The sequence below is a fragment of the Hyphomicrobium sp. genome, from assembly GCF_036262015.1.
In the GTDB taxonomy this organism is placed as follows: Bacteria; Pseudomonadota; Alphaproteobacteria; order Rhizobiales; family Hyphomicrobiaceae; genus Hyphomicrobium_C.
In genome coordinates, this window is record NZ_DATAJR010000011.1 from 128,545 (window position 1) to 141,032 (window position 12,488).

Annotated in this window: 10 protein-coding genes; 2 read left to right on the top strand and 8 right to left on the bottom strand. The window is 63.1% G+C overall.

Annotated features, from left to right (window positions below; genetic code table 11):
• Positions 1-98: 98 nt before the first annotated feature.
• The 6 genes from scpB to VHO05_RS20020 all read right to left on the bottom strand — a co-directional run bounded on the left by scpB (position 99) and on the right by VHO05_RS20020 (position 8,129).
• Positions 99-962 carry an SMC-Scp complex subunit ScpB gene (scpB, locus tag VHO05_RS19995; RefSeq protein ID WP_329648396.1) on the bottom strand — a complete coding sequence of 288 codons (864 nt, stop codon included), beginning with the start codon at positions 960-962 and terminating at the stop codon, positions 99-101.
• Between the two features lie 37 nt (positions 963-999).
• Complete coding sequence (locus VHO05_RS20000; protein ID WP_329648397.1) at positions 1,000-1,869, bottom strand: ScpA family protein; 870 nt, start codon at positions 1,867-1,869, stop codon at positions 1,000-1,002.
• 63 nt (positions 1,870-1,932) lie between these two features.
• Positions 1,933-2,964 carry a beta-N-acetylhexosaminidase gene (nagZ, locus tag VHO05_RS20005; protein ID WP_329648398.1) on the bottom strand — a complete coding sequence of 344 codons (1,032 nt, stop codon included), beginning with the start codon at positions 2,962-2,964 and terminating at the stop codon, positions 1,933-1,935.
• Positions 2,965-2,971: 7 nt separating this feature from the next.
• Positions 2,972-4,804: an SPOR domain-containing protein gene (locus VHO05_RS20010; RefSeq protein ID WP_329648399.1), complete on the bottom strand. Its 1,833-nt coding sequence runs from the start codon at positions 4,802-4,804 to the stop codon at positions 2,972-2,974.
• Between the two features lie 181 nt (positions 4,805-4,985).
• Positions 4,986-6,800, bottom strand: coding sequence for an arginine--tRNA ligase (argS, locus tag VHO05_RS20015; RefSeq protein ID WP_329648400.1), 1,815 nt, complete (start codon positions 6,798-6,800; stop codon positions 4,986-4,988).
• 93 nt (positions 6,801-6,893) lie between these two features.
• A complete protein-coding gene (locus VHO05_RS20020; RefSeq protein WP_329648401.1) occupies positions 6,894-8,129 on the bottom strand; it encodes a deoxyguanosinetriphosphate triphosphohydrolase in 1,236 nt (411 codons plus the stop codon).
• Positions 8,130-8,268: 139 nt separating this feature from the next.
• Between VHO05_RS20020 and erpA the strand changes: the two genes are divergently transcribed.
• Together erpA and xth are read left to right on the top strand one after the other, a co-directional pair.
• Positions 8,269-8,604, top strand: coding sequence for an iron-sulfur cluster insertion protein ErpA (gene erpA / locus VHO05_RS20025; RefSeq protein WP_329648402.1), 336 nt, complete (start codon positions 8,269-8,271; stop codon positions 8,602-8,604).
• 126 nt (positions 8,605-8,730) lie between these two features.
• Positions 8,731-9,510, top strand: coding sequence for an exodeoxyribonuclease III (xth, locus tag VHO05_RS20030; protein WP_329648403.1), 780 nt, complete (start codon positions 8,731-8,733; stop codon positions 9,508-9,510).
• Between the two features lie 75 nt (positions 9,511-9,585).
• Here the strand turns inward: xth and VHO05_RS20035 are convergent, their stop codons facing one another.
• A complete protein-coding gene (locus VHO05_RS20035; RefSeq protein WP_329648404.1) occupies positions 9,586-10,590 on the bottom strand; it encodes a tetratricopeptide repeat protein in 1,005 nt (334 codons plus the stop codon).
• A gap of 13 nt (positions 10,591-10,603) precedes the next feature.
• Entirely contained in the window at positions 10,604-12,328 is a 1,725-nt protein-coding gene (gene ilvD / locus VHO05_RS20040) for a dihydroxy-acid dehydratase (protein WP_329648405.1), read from the bottom strand.
• Between the last annotated feature and the right edge of the window lie 160 nt (positions 12,329-12,488).

Sequence of the window (12,488 nt, forward strand, 5' to 3'; positions counted from 1 at the left end):
GTCGAGCGGCCTACGCGGGAGTAGCACCCGATCGAGCAACAGGCCGCAACATTCCCGACTTTGATCGTTAAGATCAAGCTTGGAGTGGCAAACAGACGTTAGGGGCGTTGATCGCCGTCCCCATCAGGAGGGCTGTCCTCGGAGGGTTCCTCCGCAGAATCCTCGATCTCCTCCCCGTGTTCGTCCTCGGCGGACGCCTCCTCCTCACCGCCTGCATCCTCAAGCGGCAATTCGTCCGGCATGAGCGAAGCCGCAATAGAGGGATCGGGCACGGTAAACCCGGGGGGCAGATGCCCGTCCAGCAGTCCCTGCGCCTTGAGATCTGCAAGCCCAGGCAGATCCTTGACGCTGTCGAGCCCGAAGTGAGCGAGGAAGCTGTCGGTCGTTCCGTACGTCAGCGGCTTTCCAGGTGCGCGCCGGCGACCCCGCGGCCGGATCCATCCGGCCTCCATCAGAATATCGAGCGTACCCGCTGACGTCGTCACGCCGCGGATTTCTTCGATCTCCGCACGCGTAACGGGCTGATGGTAGGAAATGATCGCCAACGTCTCGAGCGCAGCGCGAGATAGGCGCCGTTCTTCCACCGAGTGCCGTTCCAGCAGGTATCCGAGATCTTCTGCGGTGCGGAATACCCACTTTCCGGCAACGCGCACGAGATTCACGCCGCGCGGCGCGTAGACGGCGGCGATGTCCGACAAAACAGTGCTGATGTTGCTGCCGTGACGCAAGTGTTGCGCAAGCCAGGCTTCGTCGAGCGGTGACGACGAAGCAAACAGCAACGCTTCGACAATGCGCAGATCCTCGAGACGGCCCTCCGCACTCGGAGCCAAGCCGGCCTCCACGGCATCGACTTCAGACAGCGCCCGCGCGAGCTCGACAGCCTCCTGCGCCTCGGGCTCGTCGTGCGCGGGTTCATCCTCCACGCCGTCTCGTGTCACCAGTCTTAGTTTCGGCGGTTCCATGTCGCCTTCCCCATTCAAGTCTCACGCCTGGTACACGTCACGCGCCTGAGGGCTGAGACCCGCCAGCTATGATTTCCAGCCGCTGCCACTCTGCTCCAGCCTCGCAGCGACGCATGTAGATCGGTGAAAACGGCTCATCCTGCCTAAGCTCGACAACGCCTTCGCGCGCCATTTCGAGCGTTGCTCCGAAGGAGCTTGCAAGCACCGTCTTGTCTTCTTCTACGGTTGCCAGATACGTCCTGAGGCAAGCATCGAGTTCGACCCAATCGCCGATTGCCTGGCCGACGAGCGTCTCGAGCTTCGTACGCGCTTGCTTGATCGACCAGACGCGCCGCGCCTTGACGACGTGTGTCACCTTGATCGTGCGCCGGCGCAGATCCGAGTAAGCCTTGAGCAGATCGTAGATCTCCGCCGTCCAGCGCACTTCGCTGACCGTTGAGACCTGTTCCGGCATTCCGCGATGGAACACGTCCCGGCCGAGCCGCTTGCGCGTCATCAGCTCGCCGATCGCACGGCGCATCGCATCGAGACGCATGAGGCGGAAGGCGAGCCGCTGCGCCATCTCGTCGGCCGAAGGCTCGTCCGTGTTTTCCTTCTCGCGTGGCAGGATGAGGCGCGATTTTAGGAACGTGAGCCAAGCGGCCATGACGAGATAGTCGGCCGCGATTTCGATCTTCAGCCGCTGCGCTTCCGAAATGTAAGCAAGGTACTGGTCGACCAGACCCAGGATCGAGATCTTGGAAATGTCGACCTTGTGGGTCCGCGCAAGGGCAAGCAGAAGATCGAGCGGGCCCTCAAAGCCCGCGACATCGACGATCAGAGCTTCGGATGCTGCAGGCGCAAGGTCGCGGTCTGGCGCTTCCCAGCCCACATCTCCCTCAGCGCTCTGTGCGGTATCCTCGATCATTGGCCTCGCGCTCGTCAGGGCCACGCAAGGTAAGCGTGAGCCCAAATATCTTAGAGCGACAGACTACACTGATTCAGCATGACGTCTGCCGGTTCCAAGCGCCAGGGCAAGTTGTGCCTCCGCCCGTGCCGAATCGTAAGAATCCCGGCGTTTCAGGACATCCAGGGCCGTGCGGAAACGCCGCACCGCATCCCCCACAAGAGTCGGTGCTGCTGCCGCAACCTCTTCCATCTCCGCGAGCACACCGCTGCAGTGCAACGCCAGGTCCGACCCCGCCGAAAGCACGGCGTCCGTTCGTTCGGCGAACGTGCCCGTGAGCGCCTTCATGCTGAGATCGTCGCTCATAAGAAGGCCATCGAAGCCGATCTCGCCGCGGATGATATCTCGCGTAAGCTTGGGCGACGTGCTCGCCGGATGGCTCGCGTCGATCGCGGAGAAGACGACGTGGGCCGTCATCGCCGCAGGCATGTCGCTGAGCGACCGGAAGGGGGCGAAGTCGCTTGCCGATAGGACCTCGTGCGGCTCGTTCACGACCGGAAGCTCAAGATGGCTGTCAGCGGTCGCGCGCCCGTGGCCGGGGATATGCTTAATGACGGGCAGCACCCCGCCCGCCATGAAGCCTTCGGCCACCGCGCGCGCCAAAGCAGCCACCTGCACGGGATCACGTCCATACGCGCGATCACCGATGATGTCGTGCGCTCCTTCGACCGGCACGTCGAGAACGGGTGCGCAGTCCGTATTGATTCCAAGGCTCCTGAGATCGTCGGCGACCAGACGCGCAGCGAGAAAGGCCGCATCCTTGGCCAAGTCAGGATCTTCCGCGTAGAGTGACGCGTAAGCGCTGGCGGACGGCAATTCGCGCCCAAGCGGAGGACGTAACCTTTGAACGCGTCCACCTTCCTGATCGATCAGAACCAGAAAATCGTCGGTGCCAACCGCTTCGCGCGCATCACCGACGAGCCGGCGAATCTGATCATGACTGACGCAGTTGCGGCCGAAGAGGATCAGGCCTGCAGGCGCGGCAGATTTGAGAAACGCCGCTTCATCCGCGGAAAGCGTCGCGCCGGAAAGCCCGGTGATAAATGCCGAAGTCATAAGCCGATCAGTACGCCGTAACCCAGCAGCTGCTGTAGCCTTCGGCCTTGAGCTGCGAACAAACGGAATTTGCAGCTTCCCGCGATCCGGGCGGCCCCACAAGCAGCCTGTGGTAGGTGCCCTTCTCGCCGAGGTTGGCCTCCTGAATATCAGGCGTCTTGTTCTGCAGAATCACACCGTATTTTTGCTGCATGTCGGCGAACTGCTTGAGCGCATCGATGCGACTACTTCCCGATGCAGGAACAGAGGCGAGCACAGCCACGTACCCGGCCCCGGTCGGCTTGGGACCGCTCGCTGCGGGTGGCGCCGGATCGAGGGACGTAACCTTCTGCTTCTTGGGTGGCGCCGCTGCTGGAATATCGGCCGCATCGGCCTTGGCCTGCCGTACCGTACCCGTTTCAGACGGGTCCGCGTTTCCAACCAGATTGGACGGCGCTTTTTTCTGCTTCTGCGGCGGCACAACGACCACTGGATCGGCGTTCGACGAGGTCACCATCTGAACCGGCGGAGAGGCCTGCTGTTGCTGCGGCGCCTTTGGAGCAGCCGGACGTTCCGGCGAGGGACCGCCGAGACCGTCGATCACGGTGAGGCCCGGAACCGCTACGACGGCCCGTGTGTCTTCTTGAGATGGCGTTGGAGACGGCGCCTGGATCGAGCCGTCGCGTCCGACGGTCACGACCGACACTTTGCGCACGCCGCTTGGATCCGAGGGATCCTCTGAACCGCCTTCACCGAGGCGGCCCATGACTTTGCTGTCGGCGTGAGCGAATTGCTTCCCGCCCGGATCGGAAGGCTTCACCTTGGACGGGCCAGACGCCCCCTTCACCACCGGGGTGGACTCACCGTTGCCGGAGCCCATGATGCTACTGTAAGCGAATGTCAGCCCGCCTCCGAGAAGAACCGTGCACGCCATAAGCACGGCGACCTTTTTCCACCCCCCGCGGCGCGGCTCGTCCTCATAGTGCACATCATCTTCGGCGTAGCTCTGCTCGAAGGAGGCATGCTGAGCCTCCTCGCCTTGGTAGGCGGCCGAAGCACCGAGAGATGGATCGAGCTGAGCGTCCCCGTAATGATCCATGCCCCACTGGTCATGCGCCCCTTGGGCGGCGTTGCCATAGGCATGTCCGTAATCACGTGCGTCGACGGCGAGGCTTTGTCCCCCACCAAGTGTCTGCTGAGCACCCCACTGATCGGCAATGGGAGCATGGCCGTGGTCAGCCCGCTGGGTCGCGTATCCCACCTGTTGCGCGCCATAGCCGTTGCCGAATGGCGAACTGTGCTGCGGCGGCGATGCAGGCTGCGCATAGGCGCTCTGAGAGGCGCCGTAAGCATAGGGCTGTGCGGCCGCCGGAGGTTGCGCTGCATAAGGTGACGGGGCCGTGTGCCCGCCGAAAGGAGCTGGACCGGTTTGCGCGTAGCTGCCGTTGGCAGCACCATACGGATCCGCCGCCCCAAAAGGAGGCTGCTGCTGGGGCGATGGCTGATACGCGGTGGGCGCACCGTAGTGCTGTTGCGTGGAAGGGGCCTGCGGAGCCGTATAGCCGGAGAGACCATGGTTATCGGCTTGAGGCTGCTGCGGCTGAGAGTAGCCGTAACCGTCCGGCCTCAGTGCGGCATAAGGATCGTGTGCGCCAAGCTGATGGCCACCAGCCTGGAAATCAGGCGCATACCCGCCCTGATCGCCGTATGCGGAGGCTGTGGGGCGCGGGGCACGCGGCTGCGGCCATCCAGGAATTTCACCGTCGGGATAGGTATGTGCGGGCTGTTGGCCGGATCCGGCAGGCCGTCCCTGCGAATTCGGCACCTGGTTAGGCGGCAGAGGATTGCTATACCGTGTCATCTCTCGGAACCCCTCGTCGCACACCGCTCGGGTCGCGATCTCGGCACCAATTGGCCGTCATCCTCACGACGAAATTGCACCGTTGGCGGATGTCACCCGCCAACGCAATTCCGTTACCCCACACGCCGCAAGGCAGTCTTCGCCGACCGTTGCGCCTGACAGAGCCTCCCGAATCAAGACTCTAGCGCATTGCCTCGGGCGCTCCGACACCAAGCACCGTAAGGCCTGAGGATAACACCTGCTGCAGAGACGCGACGAGCGCGCACCGGGCAGATGTTAACGCCCGATCGTCCCCCTGGATAACGCGCAATTGTGGCAAATCATTGCCTCGCGTCCAATGGGCGTGAAAAGCGGAAGCCAAATCATAGAGATAGAAGGCGAGCCGATGCGGCTCGTGAGCGCGCGCCGCCCCCTCGATCAGGGTCGGGTAGAACGCCGCTTTCTTAACGAGGTCGAGCTCTCCTTGATCCGCAAGCAGAGAAAGATCCGCCGTCACCGTGCCGTCGCGACGGAACTCGAGGTCAGGAAACGCCTCACGGGCATTGCGCAGCACGGAGGCCGCACGAGCGTGCGCATACTGAACATAGAACACCGGATTGTCCTTCGACTGCTCCGTGACTTTCGCAAAGTCGAAGTCCAGCTGCTCGAGCTCCTTCCGGTAAAGCATCATGAAGCGCACCGGATCGCGCCCCACCTCGTCCACGACATCACGCAGCGTGACGAATGTCCCCGCCCGCTTCGACATCTTGAAGGGCTCGCCGTTCTTGAACAGCTTCACGAGGTTCACGACTTTGATGTCGAGATCGGCTGAGCCGCCATTCGTATGCCAATGCTTGAGCTTGCCTTTTGCGTCGCGCTCGACCTGCCCGTCGGCGAACGCCGCGACAGTTGCCAGCATGCGCGGGATGTAGCCGATGTGGTCGGCACCGAACACGTTGATCATGTGCCGGAAGCCGCGCTGCAGCTTGTCGAAGTGATAGGCCACATCACCTGCAAAATAGGTGTAGCTGCCATCCGCCTTCATGAGCGCGCGGTCGGCTTCGTCACCGAACTCGCTGGATTTGAACAGCGTCTGCTCGCGGTCCTCCCACTCCTCGTCATCGTGACCTTTGGGCTTATCGAGCCGCCCCTCGTAGATGAGCCCCTTCTTGCGCAGCGCGTCGACGGCCGCCTTGACCTTGTCCGTCCCGCCCTTCGTCAGTGAGGCTTCAGAAAAGAAAACGTCGTGCTTGATATTCAGCGCGGCGAGATCGTCCTTGATCATCGGCATGATCTGGTCGATCGCGAATGTGCGCACGAGTGGCAGCCACTCGGCCTCCGGCATATCGAGCAGCGACTTGCCGCGCTCCTTTGCCAGCGCTTCGCCAACCGGTTTCAGATAATCGCCCGGATAGAGGCCCTCGGGAATATCGCCGATGTTTTCGCCCAGCGCCTCGCGATAACGCAGAAGCACGGAACGCGCGAGCACATCCACCTGCCCGCCGGCGTCATTGATGTAATACTCGCGCGTGACATCGTAACCCGCGAAGACGAGCAGATTGGCCAGCGCGTCGCCGAACACCGCGCCACGGCAATGGCCGACGTGCATGGGGCCGGTCGGATTGGCCGAGACGTACTCGACGTTCGTCCGCCCACCCTTGCCCATGCTGGACGCACCGAAGCGATCGCCGGCCTTGAGAATGGCCACGATGACCGAATGCCAGAAAGAACTTTGCATACGCAGATTGAGAAAGCCCGGTCCCGCCACCTCGGCCGACACCACGTCCGGGTCGGCTTTGAGCGCAGCGGCCAGCGCCTCCGCGATGTCGCGCGGCTTCATCTTGGCGGACTTGGCCAACACCATGGCCGCATTGCAGGCCAGGTCTCCGTGAGACGGATCGCGTGGCTGCTCGACGGACACGGCCCCGAAGTCGAGCCCCTCCGGCAAAGTGCCCTGCTTCTGCAAAGTTGAAAGCGCGCCGAGCACCTTGCTCTCGACTTCCGCGAACACGTTCATGAACGGCGTCCAATCTCATCGTTGCCGCGCGACCACCTTAAGGTAGTGCGCGTATCGTTTCGTCCCGGTATAGGTGGAAAAGTACTGGCCCGGCTATCGCAATTCCGGCGTGGCGTCAAACAAGCGGCGGTGCTCGTCGATGGCGTACCGGTCCGTCATCCCAGCCACGAAATCAGCGATCACCCGCGCCCGGGCACGCTCCGAAAGGTCTCGCTGGGCGACCCGCCAGGTCTCCGGCAAGGTCGCCGGATCGCTGAGATACCGGCCAAAGAGGTTCGCAACCACGTCCTGAGCGTCGTCCATCACGTCCATCACGCGGGGGCTTCGGTAAACGCGCTGCATCAGGAAGGACTTGAGGCGCTTGATCTCCTCCATCACGGGGGTGGAGAAAGCAACCACACCCTCCCTCGCGGCCCGGATGTCAGTCGGCGATACCGGTGCAAGGTTCGCCAGCCGAACGCGGCTCTCGACCACCACATCGGAGATGAGGCGCGTAATCATCCGGCGTGTAACTTCGTAGGTCAGGCGGCCGCGCATTCCCGCGACCTCGGCTGCCGGAAGCGAGGCCACGATGTCGCCCGCCAGCGGCGCCGAGCGCAGGTCCTCAAGCGAGATCAGCCCCGCCCTCAATCCGTCGTCGATATCGTGGCTCACGTACGCGATGTCGTCCGCAAGTGCCGCCGCCTGCGCTTCGCCCGACGCCCAGCGCGCGGGTTCCAGGCTCTGCCACGCATCGAGCCTCCGGATCACCTTCCGTACCGGCTCATGCATCGCATCGACGATCGGGCCGTTGTGCTTGGCGAGCCCTTCCAGCGCCTCCCACGTGAGATTGAGACCATCGAACGCGAGATACTTGCGCTCGAGTGTCATCACGACACGGAGGCTCTGCGCGTTGTGATCGAAACCGCCGAAGTCGGCCATGAGCCGGTCGAGCGCCCGCTCCCCCGCATGACCGAAGGGCGGATGCCCCAGGTCGTGTGCGAGCGCGAGCGCTTCGGCCAGATCCTCGTCGAGCCGCAACTGCCGGGAGATCGTGCGTGCGATCTGCGCCACCTCCAGGCTGTGTGTCAGGCGTGTGCGGAAGTGATCGCCTTCGTGGAAGACGAACACCTGCGTCTTGTGAATAAGGCGCCGGAAGGCGGTCGAATGCAGAACACGGTCCCGATCTCGCTGAAACGGGCTGCGGGTCGGACAATCGGGCTCGGCGAAGTGCCGCCCCCGTGAAGGAATCGCACCGGCCGCGTAGGACGCGGGCGCCCGCTCGCCCGGGCGCAACTCCGCACCGTACCCGCCCGCGCTTGGCCTAATGCCTTGTTCTGCCTTGCCCATACGACCCTGGAAAGCTGAGCCTGCGCCCTCCCGAGAGGCACCGCACCGCATTTGACTTGAACCGCCCGATTACTATCTTCGTATCAGATTTTCATTACACGAGGCGGCCACCGCAAAGACCGCCCTCCGAGGATATCCGATGGCAGCAACCGCCAACGTCACCCTGACAGACCGGGCCGCCCGCCGCATCCAAGAGATCGTGGCCGGCGAGCCCACGAACACGATGCTGCGCATCTCGGTCGAGGGCGGCGGCTGCTCAGGCTTTCAGTACAAATTCGATCTCGTCAACAAATCCGCAAGCGATGACGTGGTGATCGAGAAGAGCGCCGCGCGCGTGCTCATCGATCCGGTCTCACTGGAATACCTCGCCGGCTCCGAGATCGATTTCGTCGATGATCTGATCGGCGCCTCGTTCAAGATCCAGAACCCGAACGCAACCGCATCCTGCGGCTGCGGCACCAGCTTCTCGCTCTAACTTCTCCTTCTCCCCGCCAGTGGGGAGAAGGTTGGGATAAGGGGCAGCAACTTGCCCTGAGTTCTGATCCGGCCCCTCACCCTGCCCCTCTCCCCGTGAGCACGGGAAGAGGGTAAAAGGCTCCCCATGAAAATCACGACCTGGAACATCAACGGCATCCGGGCGCGCATCGAAGGCGCGCTCGCTTACGTGCGCGACACGAAGCCCGACGTCCTGTGCTTCCAGGAGATCAAGACGGTCGACGAGGGCTTTCCCACTGACGCCTTTGTCGATCTCGGCTATCGCGTCGAAACGCATGGGCAGAAGGGCTTCAACGGTGTCGCGCTCCTGTCTCTGCATCCGCTAGAGGATGTCATGCGCGGGCTTCCGGGCGACGACTCCGACGTGCAATCCCGCTACATCGAAGCGACAGTGACGTCGGGTACGCTCTCGGTCCGCGTGGCCTCGATCTATCTGCCGAACGGCAATCCGATCGGCACGGAAAAATTCCCCTACAAGCTCGGCTGGATGGGACGCCTCGAAGCCCGTGCGCGCACCCTCCTCGACACCGAGATGCCGGTCGCGCTCGCGGGCGACTACAACGTCATTCCCGAACCCATGGACGCAAAACGGCCCGCCGCCTGGGTCAATGACGCGCTCTTCCAACCGGAGAGCCGCGGCTCCTATCGCGCACTGGAAAACCTCGGCTATCTCGATGCCATCCGAGCCTGCCATCCAGAACCCGGTCATTACACGTTCTGGGATTACCAGGCAGGCGCCTGGCAAAAAGACGACGGCATCCGCATCGATCACCAGCTTCTTTCTCCGCAAGCCGCCGACCGCCTGGCCGCAGCAGGGATCGATCGCTTCACACGGAGTTGGGAGAAGCCGTCCGACCACGTGCCCGTCTGGATCACGCTCAACTAGACCGTCGCTGGCCGCACCAAAAAGAAAAGGCGGACCGTTAGGCCCGCCTCGTCTCCAAATCGCAATGCCGTCGGCCTAGCGCACCTGAACCTGAGGAGCCGGAGCCGGCGCATTGACATCGCGCAGCTGCGGAGGGTCTCCGCTCATGGTGCTGTAGTTGAAGGTCCGCGACGCGGGAAGCTTCGGCGTCGTCGAAGCTGCGGGCAACACCTCAGTGCGAGACTGAGTTGAGATCACGTCTACCGGCTCTCCATTCTTGCACGTGCGGATCGGGCCGGAAGCAAGTTGCCCAAGACCAGTCCGATCGAAGGTTTCCGTCGGTTTGCGGCCATAGCGGTCACCCCACTGAGCCACGATACCTGTCGCCTGCTTACGCGTACCTTCGCCCGCACCACAGAAGATGTTCTGGTAGATGTCCTCGATCCACATGGCGTCCTGCACGGGCGCGTTGTCGACCGCAACAGCGATCAGGGCCAGCGCGCGAGCCGGATCAGGCTCCACGTGTTTACCACGCCAGAGCAGGTCGGCGAAAAACGCCTGTGCACCAGCGTGACCGTTCTGGCTCAGAACCGACAGCCAATGACGGCCCAGGGCAACGTTCGTCTCGACGCCCTCGCCCTTGAGCTGAAGCTTTGCGAGCTCGAACTGAGCATCCTCGTCGTTGAATGTCGTCGAGGCGTTCTTGAGGTAGAACACTGCCCGCTCGGCGTCCGGAGCAAGACCGATCTCCGGCAATCCGCGCAGCACATAGCCCGCGAGAGCAGTCAGCGCCTTGCCGACATACTTTGCGCGAGGATCATCGGGGTCCGCATCCAGATGATCATCCGCAATCTTCTCGAACAGCGCGTAGGCCTTTGCATGATTGGTGAGAGGCCCCGTGTTATCCTGGTAGATCCTGGCGAGATAGTAGTTCGCCATGAACTCGTCGGCCGCCGCCGCATATTCCAGCGCCGGAACCGCAATTTCGTAGTAGCCGCCCTGATACGCGCTGACGCCCTGTCGGAGCGCTTCGCGCGGAGAGCTGAAGGACGTCGCCGACTGCGCCGCTGCCGCAAGCGGCGCGAGGGCGATCAAGATCATTCCGAGTACCAGCCTAGATGTCCGCATAGCAAACAACTTCCGCCTTCCCGCCTGCGTGGGTGACGGCGCCGTAGCGGGCCGGTCCCACTTGATCCGCGAATTTTCTTATCGCCCCACTCTGATACGCATTTGGCGGGACTTTCCACGCTTTACGCCGGCGCTCGAGCTCGGCCGCATCGACTTCGAGGTCGAGCGTCCCGGCTTCCGCGTCCATCACAATAATGTCGCCGTCCTGGATGAGGGCGATCGGGCCGCCGACGGCGGCCTCGGGCCCCACGTGACCGACGCAGAACCCGCGCGTCGCACCTGAGAAGCGCCCATCGGTGATGAGCGCAACCTTGTCACCCGCGCCCTGGCCATAGAGCGCTGCCGTCGTCGCCAGCATCTCGCGCATGCCGGGGCCGCCCTTGGGTCCTTCGTAACGGATAACGAGAACTTCGCCTTCCTTGTAGGCACGCGCGTCGACAGCGGCGAACGCATCCTCCTCGCAGTCGAAGCAGCGAGCGGGGCCACGGAACTTCAGGTTTTTCAGGCCGGCGACCTTCACAATCGCGCCATCCGGAGCAAGCGTGCCCTTGAGGCCCACGACGCCGCCCGTGGGCGTGATCGGGTTCGAGACCGGATAGACGACCTTCTGATCGGTGTTGAACGTCACCGACTCCAGGTTCTCGGCCATGGTCTTGCCGGTCACCGTCAGGCAGTCGCCGTGCAGGATACCGCCTTCGAGCAGGGCTTTGAGGATCTGCGGCACGCCGCCGATGGCATGCACGTCGGTCGCGACATACTTTCCGCCGGGCTTGAGGTCGGCGATGTAAGGCGTCTTCTTGAAGATCTCGGCCACATCGAAAAGATCGAAATCGATGCCGCACTCATGTGCCATCGCCGGAAGGTGCAGCGCGCCGTTCGTCGAGCCGCCCGTGGCGGCGACCACAATCGCGGCGTTCTCGAACGCCTTCCGCGTGCAGATATCACGGGGACGGATGCCCTGGGCGATGAGCTTCATCACGGCTTCGCCGCTCGCGCGCGCATACTGGTCGCGGCTTTCGTAAGGTGCAGGTGTTCCAGCCGACCCCGGCAGGGCGAGGCCGATCGCTTCGGACACGCAGGCCATTGTGTTGGCGGTGAACTGCGCGCCGCACGCGCCCGCGCTCGGGCACGCGACGCACTCGAGCTCGTGCAGCTCCTTGTCGGACATGCGACCGACCGAATGCATGCCGACGCCCTCGAAGACGTCTTGCACGGTCACATCGTGACCCTTGAATTTACCCGGCAGGATTGACCCGCCGTACATGAAGACCGACGGCACGTTGAGGCGCAGCATCGCCATCATGGTGCCTGGCAAGCTCTTGTCGCAGCCCGCGATGCCGACCAGCGCGTCGTAGCTGTGGCCGCGCATGGTGAGCTCGATGGAATCAGCGATGACCTCGCGCGAGACGAGCGACGACTTCATACCCTGGTGACCCATGGCGATGCCGTCGGTCACGGTAATGGTGCAGAACTCGCGCGGCGTTCCACCGGCTTCCTTCACGCCGGTCTTCGCCGACTGAGCCTGACGCTGCAGCGCAATGTTGCACGGCGCAGCCTCGTTCCAGCACGAGACGACCCCGACGAACGGACGGTGGATCTCTTCTTCCGTAAGACCCATGGCGTAGTAGTAGGAACGATGGGGCGCACGCGACGGCCCCTCCGTCACGTGCCGGCTAGGTAGCTTTGATTTATCGAACGTCTTCGCGTCCATTACTTCACGTCCATTCGCTCTGACTTCTCCCGATGGCGGACGCGGCATGAATTGCCGGCGCGATCGCCAGTCAAGAGCGGGAATTCAATTGTCTTCGGTAAAGCCGCTTCTGGATCGGCGTCGCCCGCAAAAAACGAACGTCCCGCCAGTTCCGAACCTG